Below are 22,713 nucleotides of genomic sequence, written 5' to 3'. Positions count from 1 at the left end.
GTGCGCGGATTGCTCAGCGGTATCTCGTATTTGAAGCCGGCCTGCGACTGCACAGGCGAAAGTTGGCTGGTGAAGGCGTAGCGGTGGCCGGCGCGGTTGACCCTGCGGTTGCGGAAATCCAGGCGTAACCGCGGGCCGGTGTCGGTGGCGTAGCCCACGCCGGTCAGCAGTTGATAGCGCCGCGCCGGGCTCAGGGTAAGGTGCATGGGGACCTTGCCGTCGGCGCGTTGGTCCACCTGCGTGCGTAGCCGGACGGTGCCGAAGTAGCCGGTGCCAGCGAGCGTGCTCTGACTTTCGACCACCGCGTCGCTGGAGTAGGGCTGGTTCTGCCGGTAGCTCAGAAAACCGCGTACGACCCGCGGCTCAAGCACATCCTGCTGCAGCGTGGTGGCGCCGAACACATAGCGTTTGCCGGTGTCCAGGATCAGTCGTATACGGGCGGTATTGGTGGCAGGGTCGACCTGAATTTCGTGCGCGGTGAACTTGGCATCGAAGTAGCCGTGATTGCGCGCATAGTGTTTGAGGCGGTCCTTGAGTTGGGTATACGTACCTTGGTTGAGGGTGCCGCCGAGCTGTAGCCCCGGGTCGCTCAACAGCGCGGTCAGCCGAGGAGCGTCGCGTCCGTCGCCGGTGACCGCGATGTCCAGACGGGTGATGCGTACCGGTGGTCCGGCCTGGATGTCCAACTGCACGCGCCAGCAGTGATTCTGACGCCGCAATGTCGTCTTGATGGAGGGGTTGTAATGTCCAAGAGCTTCGAGCGCGCGGCGGGCGGCTTTACGGGCGCGCGACATCGATGCTTCGGTCTGCCAGCGCGGTGTGTCGCAAGGAAGAGCGAGCCCCGAGAGATGTGCTTCGACGTTGTCTCGCAGCGCGCCCTGGATGCCCTTCAGTTCGTATGCTGATGCCGCGTGTGCCGCGGGGGTGAAGAGCAGCACGGCAATCAGCAGGCCGAGGGTCGTGGCATTGATGTGCGGGCTGATATTGCGCTCTGGTCGGGGCATGTTCTGCTTGGTCGTGACATCCGTTTGAAACACCTCTGGGAGATGCTTCGGGCTGACGCATAATAGGGCCGATGGCCATTTTTGCACGCCTTGCTCGGTTTTGCCGCGTGTGATGGGCTGGCAGGGCGATGATGCGGAAAAGCTCGTGTTTATTGCGCCTTTATTGGGAGTCTGCCACTATGTTTAGCGGTAAAGTTTCCCCGCGTTTGGTGACGCCGCAGCTTGTGGCATACCTGCGGTGAGGCAATAAACAATCGAGGGAGAGACGCTTGGCCATGCGAAAACTGACCATTTTGCGCTTTTTGTTTGTGACCCTGTTTCTGTCGCTGCTCGCAGGGTGTTCCAATCCCCCTCCGATAAGTTCGGCACCTGTCGTCAGCAGCGTGCCGCTCTACCGCATCGGTCCCGGCGATCAGTTGCAGATCTACGTGCAAGGCAAGCCGGACCTTTCCGAAACCGTGCCGGTGCGGCCCGATGGACGCATTTCCATACCGTTGGTGCAGGACGTCACCGCCGAGGGTAAGACTCCGGCCGAACTGGCGAAGTCAATCGAGAAGGAATTGGCCCGTTTCGTCCGCAATCCCGACGTGACGGTTATTGTGCGCTCGTTCCAGGGAACCTATAACAATGAAGTGCGAATCGTTGGCCAGGCGGTCAAGCCGCAGGCTCTGCCGTATCGTGCGGGGATGACGCTGCTCGACGCCCTGACCGCTGCTGGAGGCCTGACGCCTTACGCGGCGGGCAACCGGGCGGAGCTGGTACGTCGGGTGAAGGGCAAGGAAAAGGTTTATCGCGTATACCTTGGTGATCTGCTTAACGGCAGCATCGAGGACAACGCTCCCTTGCAGCCCGGCGATACCATCATCATTCCGCAGAAACTGTTTTGACGTTGGCCGGCCGCCCGCCATTCGGATGGCCGGGTTCGGTTTTGTCTCAAGGTACCGTGCATCGAGTGCGATGTGTGGATGGACTTCAGGGCGTAGCGAGTTCCAGGTAACGGCATGCAGGATCTGTTTGAGAAGCTTTTGGGCGAATTGCGCAATGCCTGGCGTTTTCGCTGGCATGCCTTGGCTGCAATGTGGGGCGTCGCGCTTGCCGGCTGGCTGGTCGTTTATGCGCTGCCGAATCAGTACAAGGCTTCGGCACGGGTGCACGTCGATACCGCATCGTTTCTCGGCCCACTTCTGAGGGGCTTGGCGGTACAGCCGAACTTGAACCAGGAGGTTCAGCTGCTGACGAAGACCTTGCTCAGTACGCCGAACCTGGAAGAGATCGCGCGCAAATCCAACCTTGATCTGGGTGGGCTTACGCCAGACGAAAAGGCCAATTTGCTCAACGGATTGCGCAGTAGCATAGAAATCCAGAACGCCGGCACCGATTTGTACGTGATCAGCTATGTGAATCCCAAACCGGTAATGGCCAAAGAGGTGGTGCAGCAGGTTCTCAACGTCATGATGACCAATGCGCTGGGTTCTTCCCAGCAGAGTTCGGTCGCCGCCCAGTCGTTTCTCAAGAAGCAGGTCGAGGCCTACGCCAAGCAACTCAACGAGGCCGAGCAGGCTTTGGCCAAATTCAAGCGTGAAAACGTGGGGCTCATGCCTTCCAGCGGCGGCGGTGACTATTTCACTCAGTTGCAGAAGGTGCAGAGCGGGCGCGCGTCGCTGCAGAATCAGCTGGCTATCGCGTCCGCCCAGCAACGGACCTTGTCCCAGCAGATTTATGCGATGAAGACGGGGAAGACGCCGGTGCGGCCGGAGTCGGATCCTCAGGTTCAGACTCTCAGTACGCTGATCCAGAGTGATCAGCAGCAGTTGAACAGTCTGCTGACGCAATATACCGATGCCTACCCGGGGGTGGTCGATCTCAAGGATCGTATCCGGCTGGAGAAGAAGCAGCGCGACGAGCTGATCGCCAAACTGAAGAACAAGAAGACCGATACGTTCAATCCGGCGGACCCGGTGTATCAGGACTTGTCGATGCAGCTGAATAAGACCTCGGTGCAGATTCAGACCCTGAAGACGCAGATCGCGCTGGCCAACGCGCAGATTGCGAAACTCAAGTCCACTGCAGGCCAGATGGCGGATATCCAGGCACAGTTCGAGTCGCTTACCCGTAACTATCAGGTCACCAAGAAGCAGTACGATTCCCTGCTGTCACGCCTCTACTCCGCGCAGCTTTCGCAGAGCGCGCAGACCAGCGGGAATCCTTTGAAGTTCCAAGTCGTCGATCCACCGCTAACCCCTTTGACGCCGGCTGCCCCGAAACGTCACCTGATGGCGTTCATGGTGTTGATCTTCGCTCTGGGAGCCGGTGGCGCGCTGGCGTATCTGCTGTCGCAGATCAGGCCCGTGTTCATGACGCGTTCCGAGTTGATCGAAATGTTCTCCTTGCCTGTCATCGGGGCTGTGTCGTTTGCCGGGGCGCCTACGTTTCGGAGTATGCGGCGCAGCAAGCTGACGCTGTTCTGGGCCGGGTGCGGCGTGTTCCTGTTGGCCGGCATCATCGCGATCCTGTTCGCCAATCAGGGAGCGCATCTGGTGCAGACGCGTTTGTTGGGGGGACGGCTGTGAGCATCATCGAACGAGCTGCGGAAAAACTGCGCGCCTCCCAGAAGGCGGGGAGCGAGAACAACGGTCTGACGCCGGAGCAGCGAACCGAGGCGCAGTCCAAGGCTTCGACGCCCGAGTTGATGGATAGCCGCCTGCTCGATGCCGAACAGCCTCCAGGCGCGGTGGTTCCCGAAAAGCCGCGTCTTTCCGTACACGTCGATTTGAGCCGGCTTCAGACCGTTGGCCTGCTGCCTTCGGAGGCATCCCGCGAGCAACTCGAGAGCGAGTATCGCCGGATCAAGAGGCCGCTGCTCGCGAACGTGACCGGCCGGGGCGCGGTGAAGGTCGACCGGGGGCGCTTGATCATGATCACCAGCGCGTTGCCGGGCGAGGGCAAGACCTTCACTGCATTCAATCTGGCCCGCAGTCTGGCCCAGGAGCCGGATTGGGAAGTCGTACTCATCGACGGCGACAACGTACGCCAGAGCCTTACCCGCCATCTCGGATTGCAGGCGAGCAAGGGCTTGATGGACGTACTCAGCCAGACGGATGCCGACGTCGAGGATATCGTTGTCGGGACGGATATTCCGCGGCTGCTGGTTGTGCCGGCAGGTACGCGACATGCGCTCGCGACGGAATATCTGTCCAGTCAGCATATGGAAACGGTGCTCGATCGCCTGGCTGGGAAACGTAACAGGGTCTTGTTGTTCGACGCCCCGCCGCTGCTCGGCGCTCCAGAGGCTCTGGTGCTGGCCGAAGCCGTGGGTCAGATCATGGTGGTGGTCAAGGCCGGAGCGACGGAACGCAAGGCAGTTGCCGCTGCTGTGCAGCCTCTGGATCGCAAGAAAGCCATCAACTTCCTGCTGAATCAGGTCGTGCGTGCGCATGGTGACAGCTATGGCGGCTATCACTACGGCTACCGCTACGAAGCGCAGCCGGATGGGGATGGACGCGACAAACGCGCCCACAAGGGTTGAGCGGAGAAACCACGATGTCTGGAGGCCTGGCGCACCGTTGCAGGGATTTGTCGTACGGCAAATTCCTGCTTTGCGTACTGTTGGCATTACCAATAGCCTTGCCATCGTCGGCCCAGGCTGCCTCGGGCGGTTCTGCGGAATCGGGCAGCGGGACGGTCACCGTCGATTCCGGTATCGGCGCGGTCAACGCGTTGGCGCCGCCTGCCCCGGGTGCGCTGGGAAGCTGTGTGCCGGCGCAGCCTCTGGCAACGCTCGGTAGCGATAGCCAGCAGGCGCCGGCGTTGTCGAAATTTCTGCAGCCGTCAGTGAGTCTGGCTGAGGTGTATTCCGACAATTTCGAGTTGGTGCCCGACAGCGCGGCCCGTTCGAATTACGCCACGGTGCTGCGTCCGGGCCTGTCGGGCTGCAGCGTCGGCAGCCGGCTTTATACGACCTTCGATTATTCGGCTCAGCTTATCCGCTATGCGCGTAATCCGCCGAAGAATCAGGTCTACAACCAGTTCAAAGGGGAGTTGAAAACCGACCTGTACGGCAATCACCTCTTTCTGGATGCCAACGGAAAGTATGGGCAGTCGGTTATCGATCCGATGGCGGTCTATTCGACCAACAACGTGTTCTCCACCACCTCTAACCGCGCCAACGTCTGGACCTCCTCGGTCAGCCCTTACTGGAAACAGAGCTTGGGACGGCTGGGATTGGCAACCTTGCGCTACAGCTATGGGCGTGTCGTTTATACGAATACCTCTTTGACCGACTCGAAAAACTGGACCAAATCGTTCCGCCTAGTCAGCCCTTCCAGCAACGTGGACTGGTCGTGGACGTTGGACTGGAACAGCACTCGGGTCAAGTATGACGATACCGGCAATACCGACTATTTCGACGATGCTTCGTTGCGGCTCGGCTACCAGCTGTTCTACAACGTCAAGTTGCTGGCGACGGGGGGCGTGGAGAACGACTACCAGCCGGACGGTACGGTAGATCGCTACGGCAGCCATTTCTGGAACGCAGGGTTTCAATGGTCGAATCCATCCAGTTCGCTACAGGTGCTCTACGGGCATCGTTTCTTCGGACATTCCTGGGCCGTCAACGCCGCCTACCACGCACGCGCTTTGCAACTCAGCATGGGATACACCGAAACGCCTACCGTGAGTTCGCTGCAGCAACTCGATACTGTGTCGTTGACCTCGGCCACACCGGTCGTCCCGCTCAATCAGTTGCAGAACACGAGCATATACATTGATAAACGCTGGACTACCAACGTGACCTACTTGTTGTCCCGCAGCCAGATCAAGGCAGGCTTGTTCGATGATCGCAAGTACTATCGGCCGGAGAGCCTGGGCGAGGATCGTACCAGTGGCGGTAGCGTTGGCTGGCTTTGGCAGGCGACGGCCAGAACCAGGGTCAATGTCAGCTTCAACCGCGAGCGGTTGGTGAGCAGGCTGACTCCCGATTCCACGGATTTCATGAACACTGCGAGCCTCGGTGCGACCTATGCGCTGCTGACCAATGCGGAGCTGAGTTTCATACTCAATCGTCAGACGCGTCGTTCGTATGTCGAGTCGAACAACTACACGGCAAACAGCGTCCTGTTGCAGTTGTCGGCGACTTTTTAGCCGGTTAATGACATAGAAGAGGCGCCGACTGCTTCATGCAGCGTGCGCCGCGGTGTACTTGCCGTGCTATGCGGTCCTTAGCCAAGGTGTGCAATATCCATGTATGAATCTTTTTACGGCTTGAGCAAACGGCCGTTCGCGTTGACGCCTGACAGCGTGTTCCTGTTCCCCAGCGCCACTCATCGCCGTGCGCTCTCGTATCTGATCTATGGTCTGGGGCAGCGCGAAGGGTTCATCGTCATTACAGGCGATGTCGGCACGGGCAAGACGCTGACCATCCAGACCATGCTGGATTACCTGGCGAACAAACAGATTCGCGGTGTGCGTATCGCTGCAGCCAATGTAGGCGCTTCCGAGGTGTTGCCGCTGGTGGCCTCCGCATTCGGCCTGTCACCGGAGATTTCGAGTAAGGCCGCATTGCTGACGGAATTGGAGCGCACCCTACTGCACGCCTATCCCAAAGGGGTGCTGCTGATCGTGGACGAGGCGCAGACGTTCTCGGCCGAGGCGCTGGAGGAATTGCGCCTGCTGTCTAACATGAGCATGGAGGGCCGTGCCCTGATGCAGATATCGCTGGTCGGCCAGAGCGACCTGCGAGAAACCCTCGACAGCCCGCGAATGGAGCAGCTCTGGCAGCGCATCATCGCCTGGCACCATCTACAGCCGTTGAGCCTCGGGGAAGTGAAGGATTATGTCCAGCACCGTTTGACCACGGCGGATTGGAACGAAATGCCGAGTCTGGAGGAGGGCATCTTCCCCTTGTTGCACGAGTGGTCGCAGGGCGTGCCGCGCAAGATCAATATCCTGATGGACCGCCTGCTGCTGTTCGGCTATCTGGAGGAACGCGAGCAGCTCGGCCGAGCGGAACTACAGGCGGTCATCGATGAGCTTGGACAGGAGTTCGGCCGCAGGGCGCCGCCGGCGGGTGCGGCGGAAGCGGGCAAGGCCAGCGCGGAAGGCGCGGAGGAAATCGGGCGCCGCTTCGCAGCTCTTGAGCGTAATGTTGCGGAGTTGCTGGGGCCGGCCCAGGTACAGGAGTTGCTGGAGCAGGAGGAGGAATCCGGGGATGCCGGTACGCTCCTGACGCGTATCGATCGTATGGAAAAACTGCTTGGGCAGTTGAGGCAGAAGGGGCGCTGGCTACGCAGTTGAGGATGTTGAGGAGGGGATATGTCATCGGTATGCCGCATTTGCACGGTTATGCTTTCCGTGAGCGGGCGTTTTTCATGCGACATCGATCGTAGGTGGGCGGATCGATTTCGGAGAGGATCATGACTCAGGCGATCGTCAATGCGATGAGCGTGGATGTGGAAGACTATTTCCAAGTCTCCGCTTTTGAAGGCGTACTTTCGCGCAGCGACTGGGCGCGTATAAGTCTGCGGGTCGAGCGCAACGTCGAGCGTATTCTCGAGCTGTTCGACGAGCACGATGCCAAGGCCACGTTTTTCACGCTGGGCTGGCTGGCCGAACGTCTGCCGGGCATGGTGCGGCGCATTTCGGACGCCGGCCACGAAGTGGCCAGCCATGGCATGGAACATCGTCGCGTCACGGGCATGGAGCCTGAGGCCTTTCGCGACGATATCCGGCGCAGCAAGGCGTTGCTGGAAGATATCTGCGGCGGGGAAGTACGCGGCTATCGCGCACCGAGTTATTCGATCGGCCGGGACAACCTCTGGGCGCTGGATGAATTGGCTCAGAGCGGTTTCCACTACAGCTCGAGCATTTATCCCATTCAGCACGACCACTACGGCATGCCGGAAGCGCCTCGCTTCGCATTCGCGCCGGGTGACAACGGCCTGCTGGAAGTTCCGGTGACGACCTTTGAACTGAATGGGAAGACGTTCCCCTGCGGTGGCGGTGGCTATTTCCGTTTGTATCCCTACGCCGTGAGCCGTTGGGCCATTCGACGTGTGAACGATCGCGACGGCGAGGCCACGGTGTTCTACTTCCATCCCTGGGAGATTGATCCCGGACAGCCTCGCATCGGCGGCATCGGCGCGAAGACCCGCTTTCGGCACTATTTGAATCTGGGGCGTACCGAACGCCGGCTTGCGCGTCTGCTGCAGGATTTCCGCTGGGATCGCATGGACAGCGTATTCGCCGCGCCCATGCGCCTCGCGCAGGGAACGGACCGTGGTGTCGCGGCCGAACGGCAGGGAGTTGCTTGATGCGGATCAGGGCTATGGCCGCTGCCGATGCGCCGGCCTGGGATGCCTTCGTCGATGGTCATCCCGACGCAAGCTTTTTTCACCGTTCGGGTTGGAGTACGGTGCTGGAACGTGCCTTCGGCCACAAGACTCACTATCTGCTGGCCGAGGACGGCGGCGAGGTCATAGGTGTGTTGCCGCTGGCGCGAGTTCGCAGCCGCTTGTTCCACGATGCGCTGATTTCGACGCCGTTCTGTGTCTATGGCGGGGCGGTGGCGCGTGACCAGCAGACCCTCGATGCGTTGTTGCAGGCCGGCAGCGAACTGGCCCGCAGTCTCAATGTGGAATACATGGAATTGCGACAGCAGCGCTCCACACGCCCGGACTGGCCGGCCAAATCGCTTTACGTCACCTTCCGGCGTGAGCTGTCGGCCGATCACGATGCCAACCTCAAGGCGGTGCCGCGCAAGCAGCGCGCGGTGATCCGCAAAAGTTTGGCGGCCGGGCTCGATGTCCAGGTTGATGAGGACCCTGCCGATTTCTACCGGGCCTACTCCGAGAGCGTGCGCAACCTCGGCACGCCGGTGTTTTCGCGCCGCTACGTGCGTACGCTGCTGGACGTGTTTCCGGAGGAGAGCGAGATACTCACGGTGCGCCATCAAGGGCAACCGGTCAGCTCGGTATTGAGCTTCTATTTCCGCGACGAGGTGCTGCCCTACTACGGCGGGGGTACGGCCGCCGCCCGTGATCTCAAAGCCTACGATCTGATGTACTGGGAGCTGATGTGTCGAGCGGTCGATCGCGGAGTGCGCGTGTTCGACTTCGGGCGCAGCAAGCGCGAGACCGGTTCGTACAGCTACAAGACGCACTGGGGTTTCGAGCCCGAACCGTTGCATTACGAATATGATCTGGTGCGCCTGCAGGCCATGCCCGACGTCAGTCCGGTGAATCCCAAGTATGAGCGCTTCATCCGGCTGTGGCGCCGTCTGCCGCTGTCGGTCAGTCAGTTGCTGGGTCCGCCTCTGGCCAGGAGCTTGGGGTAGCATGGGCACACCGGATTTATTGTTTCTGGCGCACCGTATTCCCTATCCGCCCGACAAGGGCGATAAGATCCGTTCATTCCATTTTCTCGACGGCCTGTCACGCCATTATCGGATCCATCTGGGGGCGTTTGTCGACGACCCGCAGGACCTGGTGCATGTCGAGCGTTTGCGCCCGTATTGCCACAGTCTTTACCTGCCGCGTCTGCGGCCATGGGCGGGACAGTTGCGCGGTGTACCCGCCGCGCTGCGGGGGGCGCCGCTCTCGCTGGCGCGCTACGAACATACCCGTTTCGCCCGATGGGTCGGACAGACTCTGCAGCAGTATGAGGTGAAGCGCGTTTTCGCATTTTCCTCGGCAATGGGACGATACGGGCTGAGCGCGACGCAGCATCCTGTGCGCCGAGTCATGGACTTCGTCGACGTCGATTCGGAGAAGTGGCGGCAGTATGCCGGTCAGGCCAAGGGGCCGATGCGCCTGGTCTATGAGCGCGAACACCGTACGCTGGCGGCCGAGGAGGCGTATTTGGCGGTGGCGTACGATACCGGTTTGTTCGTGTCCGAAGAAGAGGCGCGGCTCTTCCATCGCTGCAATCCCGAGTTGGACGACCGCATACGTGCCGTCGGCAACGGCGTCGATCTGGACTATTTCAATCCCGCCTTGCCGCACGCCGACCCCTTTCCGGCTGAGGGGGATGACATCGTTTTCACCGGCGCGATGGACTATCAGGCCAACGTCGACGGTGTCGTCTGGTTCTGCCGTGAGGTATGGCCGCAGGTCCGGGCTGCGCTGCCGGCGGCACGGTTCCATATCGTCGGTCAGAGGCCAGTGCCGGCGGTTCGGTCGCTCGCGCAGGAGTTCGACGGGGTGACGGTAACCGGTCGCGTGCTGGACGTGCGCCCCTACCTGGCACACGCGGGCGCGATCTGCGCCCCGCTGCGCGTGGCGCGCGGCGTACAGAACAAGGTGCTTGAGGCCTTGGCCATGGACCGGCCTGTGGTCGGTACGGAAGCGGCCTGGGAGGGCTTGGGCGTGTTCGATGCGGTGCTGGGCGATCGGGTGGACGAGCCCGATGCCTTTGCCCGGGCGTTGGTCGTGCGGCTGCGGGGTACTACACTCAGTGAAGCGGGCGTGCGCCGTCGATTGATTGGCCAGCGATTCAGTTGGACGCATTCGCTGGAACAGTTGTTAAGCCTGCTGGAAGGCGACGTGCAGGAGCCCGGTGAACTGCAACAGGCGGTGGCCCGATGAGCCGCACGATGGACAATGCCGGCGGCCGACGGATGCTTTCGCACGCGCTGTTCGGCCTGCTTCTGCTGTCCTATGTGCTGGGCTACCGGTCGACGCTGGAGACACTGGTCGGCGTCTGGGCTGGCGACGGGACTTTCCAGTACGCCTTTCTGATCGTGCCGATCTCGGTGTTTCTGATCTGGTCGCGCCGCAGGGAGGTGGCTGCCTGCGATTTCGCACCAAGCATGGCCGGCCTGCTGTTGGTCGCGGCGATGGTGTTGTTGTGGCTGACGGGCGAGTTGGTCGGCGTGCAACTGATGCAGCATTTCGCAGTGGTGACGCTGCTGCCTGCGCTGGTGCTTGCGATCTATGGTGTCTCTGTCGGTCGGGCGCTGCTGTTCCCGTTGCTGTACCTGTTCTTCGCCTTTCCCTGGCCGGTGGCCGGTCTGACGGCGTTGCTGCAGCAGATTACGGCCGAGTTCAGCGTACGCGTGCTGCAGCTGACCGGATTCACCACGGTGCTGCAGGGGGTGTTGATCGAGACGCCGTTTGGAGCCTGGCATGTCGCCGAGGCCTGCAGCGGCATCAAGTTCTTCATTGCCTCCCTGGCGCTTGGGGCGCTATACGCCAATTTGTTCTATTGCAGTTGGCGCCGTCGGCTGGTGTTCATGCTGTTCGCCTTCGTGGTGCCGATCGTCGCCAATGGTTTTCGCGTCTATTTCACGGTGGTGATCGGCGAGGTGTTCGGGGTGCAGTACGCTACCGGCACAGATCATCTGATTTTCGGCTGGCAGTTTTTCGGCACGGTGCTGCTGCTGCTCTTCCTTATCGGCTGGCGCTGGCGTGAGCTGCCGCCGCCGGAGACGCCAGTACCCGATGACGGTGAGGGGACAGCCAGCGGGAATATCATCCCGCTTGGGGTGTTGGCGGTATCGTTGCTGCTGGTAGGGCCGGTGATCGGATGGGCATTGGCCGCTCTTACCCCCGTGGCACAGAGCGTTGCCGTGCCGGTCACACCGCAGGCCTTTGGCGCGTGGCGTTTGTTGCTGCCCGGGGCAAATCCGCTCGGGGCTCGCTACCGAGCGCCGGATCGCGAGTCCACGGGTACATTCGTGGATGGTGAGCGGCACGTCAACATAGTGCGTGTGCGTTACGACGGCCGCCCGCGTGACGGGCACAAACTCTTTCTTGCCGGAAATCGACTGTACAACACGGGACAGTGGTGGCCGGTCGGGAAACCGATGCTTGTGCGGCCCGCAGGGCTGCATGCAGTGCATCAATTGAAACTCAGTTCGGGTGGCCAGCAACGGCTGGTCTGGTATTGGTACCAGGTTGGCAACCGGATCGTTCCTGACCTGATGCAAGTCAAGCTTCAGCAACTGTTTGATGGGTTGCGAGCAGCACCGCAGTCGACCCAGGTGGTGATCCTGTCGACGCCGTTGGCATCCTCTGCTCAGGGTGCCGTCACAGGCGCGGCGGAAAGTCTGCGGGTGTTCATGCAGGCATATGCGGTTTCGGAGCAGGGCCGGTGACTGATTTGAATGGACTGCCACTGATCGTCCATGTGATCCACCGTCTGGATTACGGTGGCATGGAGACCGTGTTGGTCGATCTCATCAACAGCATGAGCGACGGCCCTTACCGCCATGCCGTGATCTGCCTGACCGACTTCAGCGACTTTCGAGCGCGAATCCGTTCGCCGGAGGTGGCGGTATTCGCGCTGGGCAAGCGTGAGGGCAAGGATTTGCCGAGTTACTGGCGATTGTGGCGATTGCTGCGGCGCCTGCGGCCGGTTTTGGTCAACACGTACAACCTGGCGACGCTGGATGTCGCGCCGATCGCGCGATTGGCGGGCTGCCGGGTGATCCACTCCGAGCATGGTTGGCTGGTCGGGCGCGAGGCCGTTCCGGCCCGGTATGTGCGGCTGCGCCGTGTAGTGCGCCCGTTCATAGACCGCTTCGTGGCGGTGTCGCTTGATCTGGAGAACTGGCTGCATCAGGTGGTCGGCGTGCCCGCGGCCAAGCTCGTCTGTATCCATAACGGTGTCGCGGCGGCGGGTTTTCAGCACGATGCGGGCGAGCGGAGCCGCGTCCGAGAACACCTGGGTGTGGCTCCGGAAACCTTTGTCGTCGGCACGGTCGCCAGGCTCGATCCGGTCAAGGCGCAGACGCAGCTGATCGAGGCGGTTTCCAAGCTGGTCGCAGTTCATGAATCGCCGCGCGATACACGGCTGTTCATCGTCGGCGAGGGTCCCGAGCGGGCCAGGCTCGAGGCGTTGATTCACGCACGGGGCTTGGAACGCGAGGTGACGCTGACCGGCGCCCGTTCGGATGTGCCGCAGTTGCTGGCTGCATTCGACGTGTTCGCGCTGCCGTCGCACATAGAGGGAGTGTCGATCGCGATTCTCGAGGCCATGGCCAGTGGCTTGCCGGTGGTGGCTACGCGGGTCGGAGGCAATCCGGAGGTGGTGGTCGATGGCACGACGGGGGCGCTGGTCGCGCCCGGCGCCGTCGATGAATTGGCGGAGGCGTTGGCCGGCTATCGCGAGAGCCCGGCGTTGGCGAGCACACATGGCGAAGCCGGCCGGGCACGCATGCGGGCGGAGTTTTCCCTGGAAAGCATGGTAGGGCGCTATCGGCAACTGTACGATGATGTTCTGGACGGCAGATCGGCCACGGTCGAACGCAGGGGGGCGGCGTAGAAATGTGCGGAATCGCGGGCATCGTATGCAGTACGGTGGAACGCACGCCGGAGCGCGGTTTTCTCGAACGGATGGGAGAGTCCCTCGCGCACCGCGGTCCGGACCAGTCCGGCGTGTATGCCGCGCCGGGTGTGGGCATCGTGCACCGCCGCCTGTCCATCATCGATCTGGTCCATGGCCGTCAGCCGATGGTCGGCGGCGATGGTCGCTGGGTGCTGAGTTATAACGGCGAAATCTACAACTTCCGCGAGTTGAAACAGGAACTCGCCGGCATAGGCTACGAGTTCGAGGGCCATTCCGACACCGAGGTGCTGCTGCAGGCATGGCGTGCCTGGGGGCGGGCCTGCGTCGAGCGTTTCATCGGCATGTTCGCCTTCGCGCTGTGGGACGGCGAAACGCGCGAACTGCACCTAGTGCGCGACCGCCTGGGTATCAAGCCGCTGTACTACGGCTTCACCCGCGAGGGTGATTTCGTCTTCGGTTCGGAACTCAAGGCGCTGCTCGTGCACCCGGGGCTGGAGCGCGAGCTCGATCCGTTGGCCATCGAGGAATATCTTGCGCTGGGCTATGTGCCGGATCCGCGTTCGATCCTCAAGCGCGTATGCACGCTGCCTCCGGCCCATACCCTGTGCTTTCGTGCGGGGGAGTCCGAGCCGGCGCCGCAGCCGTACTGGGATGTCGACCTGGAGGCCCGCCGCGAGGGCGGTGAAGGCGAGCAGGCCGAGGCGTTACGCGAGCGTTTGGTTGACGCCGTGCGCCTGCGCCTGGTTGCCGACGTGCCGTTGGGGGCGTTCCTGTCCGGCGGCGTGGATTCGAGCGCAGTGGTGGCGCTGATGTCGGAGGCGATGCCCGCGGCGGTGCAGACCTGCGCCATCGGTTTCGACGATCCGGCTTTCGATGAGACAAAGTACTCGCGACAGGTGGCGCAGCACTTCGCCACGGATCATGACGAGCGTATCGTGCACGCCGCAGGCCATGAGATGTTCGGCCGCCTGGCCGAGGTCTACGATGCGCCGTTCGCGGATAGTTCGGCGTTGCCGACCTACGCGGTCTGCGAGCTGGCGCGGCGGCGGGTCAAGGTGGCGCTGTCCGGGGACGGTGGCGACGAGGTGTTCGCCGGCTACCGCCGCTACCGTTGGCATCTGCGCGAGAGCCGGGTCCGGGAATTGTTGCCCGCAGGGTTGCGCAAGCCGGTGTTCGGCGTGCTCGGACGGCTGTACCCGAAGGCGGACTGGGCACCGCAGGTGCTGCGCGCGAAGACCACACTGCAGGCCTTGGCGCGCGATACGGTCGAAGCCTATTTCCACACCGTTTCCTCGATACCGCAGTCGGTGCGCCAGCGACTGTACAGCGCGCGCTTTCGCAGCGAACTACAGGGTTACAGCGCGCTTGAACTGTTCCGTGAGCATGCCCGCCGTGCGCCGACCGACGATCCCTTGCGAATCGCCCAGTATCTCGATCTCAAGACCTGGCTGCCCGGCGACATCCTGACCAAGGTGGATCGGGCCAGTATGGCGCATGCACTGGAAGTCCGCGTGCCGCTGCTCGATCATCGGGTGGTGGAGTGGGGTATGGCGTTGCCGAGGCGGCACAAGATTCATGACGGCGAGGGCAAATATCTGCTCAAGCGCGCGCTGGAACGCGATCTGCCGCACGAGATCATCTATCGCCGTAAACAAGGCTTTGCCGTGCCGCTCAAACAGTGGTTCCGAGGGCCGCTGGTCGAGCCTTTCGAGCAGGTATTGGGCGATTCGGCCCTGGCGGGTTCCGGATTCTTCGATATGGATGCTTTGCAGGCGTTGTGGCGGGAGCATCAGAGCGGCGTCGGCGATCATGGCACGGTGCTGTGGAGTTTGCTGATGCTCAACGGATCGCTGGAGCGGTTGTCTCCCCAACGCTTTGTTCCGGCCGAGGCACCGAACATCAGGCGGCAGGCCTGATGCGTGAGCCAGTTACTAAGCTGAAAATTGTGCAGAGTGTGGTTTGATATTCGTCGGCCCCGTTCCGGTCAACTCGATGCCGTGCATGCGGGGGCGGTTATGATGCCTCGCCCGGCAGATGCAGCTGAGGAGGCTGCCAGGGGGCGTTGTGGGCTTTGAAGAGTTTCCGAATGGGGCACACTCGATTACGAACACTTTGGTTGATGGACGAATGGATACGCGCCGTACACTGAGGATTCTGACGTTCTCCAGCCTGTATCCAAATGCCGTACAGCCGCGCCATGGGGTTTTCGTAGAAGAGCGCCTGCGTCATCTGGTGGAGGCGGGAGGCGTGTCGGTCACCGTTCTGGCGCCGGTTCCTTGGTTTCCCTCGCGGAATTCACGTTTTGGCCGCTATGCGCAGTATGCCGATGTTCCACGGGAAGAGAAGCGACATGGCCTGCGAGTGTTGCACCCGCGTTACCCTGTTCTTCCCAAAGTCGGGATGAGCGTGGCTCCATGGCTTATGGCGCGCGCCTTGCTGCCGGTGCTGCGTCGGATCGAACAGCAGAACGGGGGATTTGATCTGATCGACGCGCATTACTTCTATCCCGACGGCGTGGCTGCGGTCTGGCTCGGTGAACGTCTCGGAAAACCGGTGACGGTAACCTCGCGCGGAACGGATGTGAACTGGATTCCCCGTTACCCATTGCCAAAGCGGCAGCTTTGCTGGGCCGCTGAACGTGCGGCTGGGCTGATATCGGTGTCCGCGGCCTTGGGGGAGCACCTCGTCAGTCTGGGGGTGGACCGCAAGAGGATCGTCGTGTTGCGCAATGGTGTGGATCTCGAGCTTTTTCGACCTCAAGTCGAGGCTGGTGCGGCGTTGCGCTCAGAACTCGGAATCGAGGGAACCGTGTTGCTGTCTGTCGGTAGCCTGATCGAGCGCAAGGGACATCATGTAACCTTGCAGGCGCTTCAACGTCTGCCCGATGCAACTCTGCTGATTGCAGGCGAAGGTCCCCTTGAGGGAGCTCTCCGGCGTCAGGCGGAAACACTTGGCCTGGGTGCGCGAGTTCGTTTTCTCGGCCCCGTGGCTCACGACGATCTGGCACGCTATTTTTCCGCGGCGAACGTTTCGGTGCTGGCCTCGAGCCGCGAAGGCATGCCCAACGTAGTGCTTGAATCATTGGCTTGCGGTACCCCGGTGGTCGCTTGTGACGCCGAAGGGGTGAGCGAGGTGCTGGCTGAGGCCGTGGCTGGACGCGTGGCGTCGGCTCGGGAACCGGAGGCACTGGTTGATGCCATCGTTGCACTTCTCGATGCACATCCGGGACAGGATGCGGTGCGGGAATATGCACAGCGTTTTAGCTGGGAGGATACCAGCGCCGGGCAACTTGCTCTGTTCCGGCGTATTTGCGATGGAGATGGGGGGCTCCGATGAAAATTCTCTATCATCACCGCATCGGTTCCAAGGACGGACAGTTCGTCCATATCGCCGAACTCATTCGGGCCTTGGAGCAGGAAGGAGCCGAAGTGGTCGTGGTCGGCCCCAGGTCCGTCGAGCAGCAATCCTTCGGAGGGGAAACCGGTTTTGTCTCGGCGCTCAAAAGATGGTTGCCACGGGCGCTTTACGAGGTGCTGGAACTCGCCTACAGCGCGCATGATTACCGTCGGCTGCGCCGCGCGATAGCCGAGCATCGGCCCGATGTGATTTACGAGCGCTACAATCTATTCTTCGTGTCCGGGGCGTGGGCACGGAAGCGTTTCGGTGTGCCGCTGCTGCTTGAGGTCAACGCTCCCTTGCTCGATGAGCGCAGCCGCTACGGCGGCATTGCGCTGCGCGGATTGGCGCGCTGGAGCGAGCGACAGGCCTGGCGCGGGGCGGATCACGTTTTCACGGTGACTTCGGTTCTCGCGCAGCGCATCGGGCGCGAGGGTGTGCCCCTTCAGCGCATCAGCGTGACACCCAACGGTATCGATCCGCAGCAGTACCTCACCTTGCCCGTACGCGCGGAGGCTAAGTGTCGCCTGGGCCTCGACGGCCGCCTGGTGCTCGGTTTCACCGGGTTCGTGCGGGAGTGGCACGGCTTGGAGAGCATCCTCGATCTCATGGCGCAACATCCCGATTTGAACCTGCACTTGTTGCTGGTCGGGGACGGTCCCGCTCGCCCTGCGCTGGAGGCCAGGGCTGACACCCTCGGGGTGGCGGACCGCGTGACTTTTACCGGTGTGGTGGAACGCGAGCAGGTCCCCTCGCACGTCGTGGCATTCGACGTGGCGTTGCAACCCGCGGTCGTGCCCTATGCCTCACCGCTTAAACTTTTCGAATATCTCGCCGCAGGCTGTGCGATCGTGGCGCCGGCCAGTGAGAACATCAGGGAAATCCTGACGCATGAAGCCAACGCTCTGCTGTTCGATCCGGAAAAGCCGGCGCAGCGCGCAGCGGCGATTGTCCGGTTGGCGACAGATGAGTCGTTGCGCGCCCGACTCGGCGAAGCAGCGACGGCGACTATCTCTGAGCTTGGATTGACTTGGCGCGCAAATGCCAAAGTCGTGCTCGATGTCGCCGAGCAGTCGGTCGATCGTAGGAGTGAACGAGCGGCGACAAGAGAGGCCACCGGTGAACCGTGACGGCTCGCGGCCGAGCGTGCCGGCATTGGTGCTTGGCAGCGGCCTGAACGGACTCGGTGTGGCACGCAGCCTGGGCAGCGAGAGTGTTCCCGTTTATCTTGCGGATACCGATATTCGGCGCTTCGAACTGCGCACACGCTATGCGAGCCGCCTGCAGCTTTCCGCTCTCGAAGGTGACTCTCTACTGCGGGACTTGGTCGAGCTTGGCCAGGGACGGTTTACGGGGTGCCGCCCCGTGCTCGTTCTGACACAGGAGCGGACTGTGCGCACCGTTGCTGGGGCGTTGGAGGATTTGCACGGCCTGTTCCGCTTCGTCTTGCCGTCCGGCGGGTTGCTCGAGACACTGATGCACAAGGAGGGGTTCGCACGCCTTGCCGAACAAACCGGTTTGCGAATTCCGGGGACGGTGAACGTGCGCGAACCCGGGGATATCGAGACAGCGCTGGTCTTGACGCCTCCCCTCGTCGTCAAGCCGGCATTGCACGCGCCGCAGTACGAACGCCTGTATCGCAAGGCATACCTCGTTGACGATCCGGGGCAGGCCCGGCAGCTGATCGAGCGCATACTCGATGTGCTTCCCGATGTCATCGTGCAGGAGTGGATTCCAGGCAACGATTCGGACATCTATTTCTGTTTGCAGCACCTGTCGTCGGAAGGGCGGTTAGAGTGCAGTTTCGTCGGTCGCAAGATCCGCTCCTGGCCGCCCAATGTGGGCGGAACGGCATCCTGCACGTCCGCTCCCGAGCATGTTGTGAAATTGACGGAAGCGACGGCAAGCTTTTTCAAACGGGTCGGCATGTCTGGACTCGCGAGCATGGAATACAAGCGGCATGCGGCTACCGGTGAATTCGTCGCGATCGAACCGACCGTGGGACGTTCCGATTACCAGGAAGAGGTGGCAACGCTGAATGGTATTAATCTGCCGTATGCGTATTATCTCGGCGCCCTCGGTAGGGCCACTGAGTTTGTTTCCGGTCGGGATCGCCGCGCTATTTGGCGTGATGGCGATGCCGACCGGCAATCGTCGCAGACCGTCGGCCAGTCGGTGCAGGGCTGGCCGCTTGCGCATGGCCGTGTCTACGATGCGCTGTGGCGATCCTCGGATCCGGGACCTTCTTTGGACCGCAACTGGCGACGTCTGGCTGGACGCATCGGACTCTGTCGCGTCGCCGCGGGCGTTAGGCCGACAGGCGGATGACGATACCGCGACTTCATGCCCTGCGCGACCGCCTGCCGTTGCCGCGCGCCAAGCCGGAAGCCGACGCAGCCTGTAAGGCCTTGGCACGTTGGCTGGCTGCGGCACAGGATGCCAGCGGCTGTGGTGGGGTCTGCGCGTACTACGATCTGCGCCGAGCGGATTGGGCTGCGGCTTATCCGGAGACGACCGGTTATATCATTCCAACGCTCTGCGATTATGCGCAGGCCGGGCAGGAGCCGGAGTATCGCGAACGTGCATTGCGCATGGCCGATTGGGAGTGCGAAGTGCAACTGCCGGACGGAGGGGTTCGTGCAGGCTTGATGAACGCGCCACAAGTCAGTCCCACGGTGTTCAATACTGGCCAGGTGCTGTTCGGTTGGGCGCGGGCGTTTGAGGAAACGGGTGTAGAGCGCTATCGCAAGGCGCTGCATCGCGCAGCCGACTGGTTACTCTCGGCCCAGGACGAGGACGGCGCCTGGCGGCGTTTCGGCTCGCCGTTCGCAATGCATACGCTGAATACGTACAACACGCGCACAGCTTTTGGGTTGGGACGGGTGTCGCAGGTGCTGTCGGATCCCCGCTACCTGGAGGCGGCGCGGCGCAATGTGGACTGGGCGCTGAGCCGTGCCCATCCCAACGGCTGGCTGCCGGACAACTGCCTGGAGGACAATACGCGCCCGCTCACGCACACCATCGCTTACGCTCTGCGCGGGATTCTGGAGGTGGCGGCGCTGGACGGTGGTCGTGGCCTGGATACGGTACTGACGGCGGCGCGGGCCCTGGCGAAGGTGCAACATAAGGACGGCGCGCTGCCGGGGCGTCTCGACGCCGACTGGAACGGGGCTGCGCGCTGGAGTTGCCTGACCGGGAATGCACAGATCGCCATAGTGTGGATGCGTCTGGTGGAGCTGACCGGCGAGGCCGGATTTCTGCCGGCGGTCCACAGGGCGCTTGGGTTCAATCTACGAACGTTGAGAATAAATGGTCTCGCCGGTGTGGCTGGCGGCATCAAGGGCTCGCATCCAGTGGATGGCGGTTACATGCGGTATCGCTATCCAAGTTGGGCAGCTAAGTTCATGCTTGACGCACTGCTGCTGCGGCGAAGGATGGGTTGAGATGCGTTCTCTTCTGCTGATTCTGTTCGTTCTAGGGACGTTGCCGATGGCGTTTGTCGAGCCGTTCATCGGCTTGCTTCTGTGGGTGTTGTTCAGCGATATGAATCCGTACCGCTTCGCCTGGGGACTGGCAGCGTCGATTCACTGGGTATACCTGATCGCTCTGGTGACGATCGTTTCCTCTATCATCCATGCCAACAAGCTGCAGGCCATACGTTGGGATGCGTTGACAGTATTGATGCTGAGTTTCGCGCTGTTCACTGGCGTGTCGACTTATTTCTCGTTTGTGCCGGGTTATGCTTGGCCGCATTGGGTGCAACTGTTCAAGGTCATCGTGCTGGCGTTCTTCATTATCCTGCTCGTCGATTCCCGCAAGCGCATGGACTGGCTGATCTGGACCTTCGTGATTTCCTTCGCTTTCTGGGGTATCAAGGGTGGGGTATTCACCTTGGCGCACGGCGGGCATTATATCGTCAGAGGACCGGGGGCAACCTTTTATGGAGACCGCAACCAGTTCGCCCTGGTCATGTGCATGACGCTGCCCTTGATGCGCTATCTGCAACTGCACTCGCGCTCACGCTGGACAAGGTGGGGGCTGGGGCTGGGTATGGCGCTGATGGTGCTGTCAATCCTCGGCACGTATTCGCGTGGAGGACAGGTCGCGCTGGCTTTGGTGTTGTTTGCACTGGTCTGGAAGAGCCGTAGACGCTTCCGTTTGTTGCTCGCGACGGTGATACTGTTGCCGCTGGCCTTGAATTTCATGCCTGCGCATTGGACGGAGCGTATGCATGGGCTGGTTTCCGGTTCGGCGGAACAGGGCGGATCATTCCAGGGACGCGTGCAGTCATGGCAGTTCGCGACCAATGTCGCGCTGCACCATCCGGTGCTGGGCGGCGGCTTCGGCGTTTGGTCAAGTGCAGGCATGTGGGATCAATACGGTCCGCCCGACATTAGTCACGGCAGGGCGATCCACAGCATCTGGTTCCAGGTGCTGGCCGAACAGGGCATGATTGGCTTTGCACTGTACGTGCTCATGTTGCTGATTGCCTGGTTGTACCTGGGGCGTGTCAGGCGCTTGGCCCGGGGAGACCCGGATCGTGTGTGGTTGTATGATCTCGCTGGATTCATTCAAGTCAGTCTGATCGCATTCACGGTGGCGGGCAGCGCTTTACCGCAGGCGTATTTTAATTTTCTGTTCCAAATCTATGCTGTGTCCTCATTGCTGAGACGTTTTGCTCTGGAGCGCCAGTCCGCGAGCCTTGGAGCTCCGGCTGTAGCGCCTGCGGGATTGGGTGTCAAGACGGGTAAACGGGCACTTGCGTACCATAAGTTGCGAGACTGAGTACCTGCATGCTTGGGCGCAGTGTGACTTCACCAGAAGATGAATCTCAGGTTCTGCTGATTGCGAGCAACTTTCCACCGGTGGTCGGTGGTTCTGCGAACGTTTACGCGCAGTTGGCACGCGAGGCGCGAGGGCGTGTGCGTGTGCTTGCCGCATCGCGTTCGTATCACGACGATCGCCAGCTGGATGGTTGGCGCGAATACGATGCGCAGCAGGACTACCCTGTGGACCGCATTCCCCTGCTGCGTACTCCTCTGCAAACTCCGCAATCTGGCTGGCGGTCGTCCAGAACGTGGCGGGTCGCGCAGGAACTTCTCCTGCGCTGGCGGCTCCTGGTCGCGGTGGGGCGAATTCTGCTGCAGAACCGAATTCGCTGTGTCTGCGTCGGGGAGCTTATCGCGAACGGCTGGCTGCTGCGCCCGCTGAAGTACTGGCCTGGAATCAGAACGGTCGTGTATATACACGGTGAGGAGCTGACCACGGAGGACGGGTACGACGACAGCGGCCAACGGCGCCGAACCTTTCTGCGCGCGGCTGATCGTGTTGTCGCGGTCAGTCGGTTTACTGCCGACGTCGTGCGAACGTTCGTGGACGACGCGGCGCGCATCGCAATCATCGGCAATGGCGTCGATTTTCGGCGTTTCTCCATGGCCGACCCTAGCGATACGCGACATCGGCTAGGTTGGGACGACTGCTTCGTGTTCGTCAGCGTCTGTCGTCTTGTGCCCAAGAAGGGGCTGGACCAGGCTCTGCGCGCGTTTGCGCGACTGCTTTCCGTGCACCCCGAAGCCCGCTATCTGCTAGTCGGTGGCGGTGAAGACGAAGCGAGATTGCGGGCCATCGCTGCCGAGGAGAGCTTGGGCAGGAATGTTGAATTCGCCGGTCTGGTTTCTGCAGAGCAGTTGCCGGGTTGTTACAGGGCAGGCGATGTGTTCGTGATGCCGAATCGACGGATGGAAAATGGCGATACGGAGGGGTTTGGCTTGGTCTTCCTGGAAGCAAATGCGGCGGGGCTGCCGGTGATCGCGGGCAAGGACGGCGGAAGCGTCGATGCCGTTACCGACGGGGACAACGGACTCGTGGTGGATGGTGCCTCCGTTGAGCAGATTCATGTGGCAATGCACAGGCTCGTACTGGATGCTCGGCTACGGCACCGATTGGCCGAAAATGGACGCAGACGTGCGCAGGAGAACGATTGGTCGACCAAGGCTCGACAGTTCCTGCAGTTGTGCCTGGACCGTTGACC

General features: G+C 61.6%; 18 protein-coding genes. 17 read left to right on the top strand and 1 reads right to left on the bottom strand.

Annotation, left to right across the window (positions count from 1 at the left end; all coding sequences use genetic code 11):
* A partial coding sequence (locus P8014_RS07010; protein WP_337816599.1) for a POTRA domain-containing protein occupies positions 1–1,004 on the bottom strand: 1,004 nt, incomplete at its 3' end.
* A 383-nt stretch (positions 1,005–1,387) separates the two neighbouring features.
* Here P8014_RS07010 and P8014_RS07005 point away from each other — a divergent pair.
* From P8014_RS07005 to P8014_RS06925, 17 genes are all read left to right on the top strand, one after another.
* The gene (locus P8014_RS07005) at positions 1,388–1,891 is read left to right on the top strand and encodes an XrtA/PEP-CTERM system exopolysaccharide export protein (RefSeq protein WP_337816598.1); all 504 of its coding nucleotides are present in this window, start codon (positions 1,388–1,390) and stop codon (positions 1,889–1,891) included.
* Between the two features lie 114 nt (positions 1,892–2,005).
* On the top strand, positions 2,006–3,574 hold the full coding sequence (locus P8014_RS07000; protein ID WP_337816597.1) for an XrtA system polysaccharide chain length determinant: 1,569 nt from the start codon (positions 2,006–2,008) through the stop codon (positions 3,572–3,574).
* On the top strand, positions 3,571–4,530 hold the full coding sequence (locus P8014_RS06995; RefSeq protein ID WP_337816596.1) for an AAA family ATPase: 960 nt from the start codon (positions 3,571–3,573) through the stop codon (positions 4,528–4,530). The genes P8014_RS07000 and P8014_RS06995 overlap by 4 nt, the downstream gene beginning before the upstream one ends.
* Positions 4,531–4,544: 14 nt before the next feature.
* Entirely contained in the window at positions 4,545–6,143 is a 1,599-nt protein-coding gene (locus tag P8014_RS06990; protein ID WP_337816595.1) for a TIGR03016 family PEP-CTERM system-associated outer membrane protein, read from the top strand.
* Positions 6,144–6,242: 99 nt separating this feature from the next.
* Positions 6,243–7,295 carry an AAA family ATPase gene (locus P8014_RS06985; RefSeq protein WP_337816594.1) on the top strand — a complete coding sequence of 351 codons (1,053 nt, stop codon included), beginning with the start codon at positions 6,243–6,245 and terminating at the stop codon, positions 7,293–7,295.
* 119 nt (positions 7,296–7,414) lie between these two features.
* A complete protein-coding gene (locus tag P8014_RS06980) occupies positions 7,415–8,311 on the top strand; it encodes an XrtA system polysaccharide deacetylase (protein ID WP_337816593.1) in 897 nt (298 codons plus the stop codon).
* Positions 8,311–9,333, top strand: coding sequence for a FemAB family XrtA/PEP-CTERM system-associated protein (locus tag P8014_RS06975; protein WP_337816592.1), 1,023 nt, complete (start codon positions 8,311–8,313; stop codon positions 9,331–9,333). The genes P8014_RS06980 and P8014_RS06975 overlap by 1 nt, the downstream gene beginning before the upstream one ends.
* Before the next feature lies 1 nt (position 9,334).
* On the top strand, positions 9,335–10,582 hold the full coding sequence (locus P8014_RS06970) for a TIGR03087 family PEP-CTERM/XrtA system glycosyltransferase (protein ID WP_337816591.1): 1,248 nt from the start codon (positions 9,335–9,337) through the stop codon (positions 10,580–10,582).
* Entirely contained in the window at positions 10,579–12,093 is a 1,515-nt protein-coding gene (gene xrtA, locus P8014_RS06965) for an exosortase A (RefSeq protein ID WP_337816590.1), read from the top strand. Before P8014_RS06970 ends, xrtA begins: the two co-directional genes overlap by 4 nt.
* Entirely contained in the window at positions 12,090–13,262 is a 1,173-nt protein-coding gene (locus tag P8014_RS06960) for a TIGR03088 family PEP-CTERM/XrtA system glycosyltransferase (RefSeq protein WP_337816589.1), read from the top strand. The genes xrtA and P8014_RS06960 overlap by 4 nt, the downstream gene beginning before the upstream one ends.
* A gap of 2 nt (positions 13,263–13,264) precedes the next feature.
* The gene (locus tag P8014_RS06955) at positions 13,265–15,202 is read left to right on the top strand and encodes an XrtA/PEP-CTERM system amidotransferase (protein ID WP_337816588.1); all 1,938 of its coding nucleotides are present in this window, start codon (positions 13,265–13,267) and stop codon (positions 15,200–15,202) included.
* Between the two features lie 148 nt (positions 15,203–15,350).
* Positions 15,351–16,622, top strand: a complete 1,272-nt coding sequence (locus P8014_RS06950; protein WP_337816587.1) for a glycosyltransferase family 4 protein — start codon at positions 15,351–15,353, stop codon at positions 16,620–16,622.
* Complete coding sequence (locus P8014_RS06945; RefSeq protein ID WP_337816586.1) at positions 16,619–17,812, top strand: glycosyltransferase family 4 protein; 1,194 nt, start codon at positions 16,619–16,621, stop codon at positions 17,810–17,812. Before P8014_RS06950 ends, P8014_RS06945 begins: the two co-directional genes overlap by 4 nt.
* Positions 17,802–19,010 carry a hypothetical protein gene (locus tag P8014_RS06940; protein ID WP_337816585.1) on the top strand — a complete coding sequence of 403 codons (1,209 nt, stop codon included), beginning with the start codon at positions 17,802–17,804 and terminating at the stop codon, positions 19,008–19,010. Before P8014_RS06945 ends, P8014_RS06940 begins: the two co-directional genes overlap by 11 nt.
* A complete protein-coding gene (locus tag P8014_RS06935; RefSeq protein ID WP_337816584.1) occupies positions 19,007–20,125 on the top strand; it encodes a prenyltransferase/squalene oxidase repeat-containing protein in 1,119 nt (372 codons plus the stop codon). The genes P8014_RS06940 and P8014_RS06935 overlap by 4 nt, the downstream gene beginning before the upstream one ends.
* Position 20,126: 1 nt before the next feature.
* Entirely contained in the window at positions 20,127–21,467 is a 1,341-nt protein-coding gene (locus tag P8014_RS06930) for a putative O-glycosylation ligase, exosortase A system-associated (protein WP_337816583.1), read from the top strand.
* Between the two features lie 8 nt (positions 21,468–21,475).
* Entirely contained in the window at positions 21,476–22,711 is a 1,236-nt protein-coding gene (locus tag P8014_RS06925) for a glycosyltransferase family 4 protein (RefSeq protein WP_337816582.1), read from the top strand.
* Positions 22,712–22,713: the final 2 nt, after the last annotated feature.

The organism is Acidihalobacter sp. (assembly GCF_037381185.1).
In the GTDB taxonomy this organism is placed as follows: Bacteria; Pseudomonadota; Gammaproteobacteria; order DSM-5130; family Acidihalobacteraceae; genus Acidihalobacter_A.
The sequence above is the reverse complement of the archived record's forward strand: the minus strand, read 5'-3'. Positions and strand labels throughout refer to the sequence as shown.

Excerpts from the sequence above, each read along its gene's own strand:
- P8014_RS07000 (WP_337816597.1), top strand. The coding sequence starts at position 2,006 with ATGCAGGATCTGTTTGAGAAGCTTTTGGGCGAATTGCGCAATGCCTGG.
- P8014_RS06990 (WP_337816595.1), top strand. The coding sequence starts at position 4,545 with ATGTCTGGAGGCCTGGCGCACCGTTGCAGGGATTTGTCGTACGGCAAA.
- P8014_RS06985 (WP_337816594.1), top strand. The coding sequence starts at position 6,243 with ATGTATGAATCTTTTTACGGCTTGAGCAAACGGCCGTTCGCGTTGACG.
- P8014_RS06980 (WP_337816593.1), top strand. The coding sequence starts at position 7,415 with ATGACTCAGGCGATCGTCAATGCGATGAGCGTGGATGTGGAAGACTAT.
- P8014_RS06975 (WP_337816592.1), top strand. The coding sequence starts at position 8,311 with ATGCGGATCAGGGCTATGGCCGCTGCCGATGCGCCGGCCTGGGATGCC.
- P8014_RS06970 (WP_337816591.1), top strand. The coding sequence starts at position 9,335 with ATGGGCACACCGGATTTATTGTTTCTGGCGCACCGTATTCCCTATCCG.
- xrtA (WP_337816590.1), top strand. The coding sequence starts at position 10,579 with ATGAGCCGCACGATGGACAATGCCGGCGGCCGACGGATGCTTTCGCAC.
- P8014_RS06955 (WP_337816588.1), top strand. The coding sequence starts at position 13,265 with ATGTGCGGAATCGCGGGCATCGTATGCAGTACGGTGGAACGCACGCCG.
- P8014_RS06945 (WP_337816586.1), top strand. The coding sequence starts at position 16,619 with ATGAAAATTCTCTATCATCACCGCATCGGTTCCAAGGACGGACAGTTC.
- P8014_RS06935 (WP_337816584.1), top strand. The coding sequence starts at position 19,007 with ATGACGATACCGCGACTTCATGCCCTGCGCGACCGCCTGCCGTTGCCG.
- P8014_RS06930 (WP_337816583.1), top strand. The coding sequence starts at position 20,127 with ATGCGTTCTCTTCTGCTGATTCTGTTCGTTCTAGGGACGTTGCCGATG.
- P8014_RS06925 (WP_337816582.1), top strand. The coding sequence starts at position 21,476 with ATGCTTGGGCGCAGTGTGACTTCACCAGAAGATGAATCTCAGGTTCTG.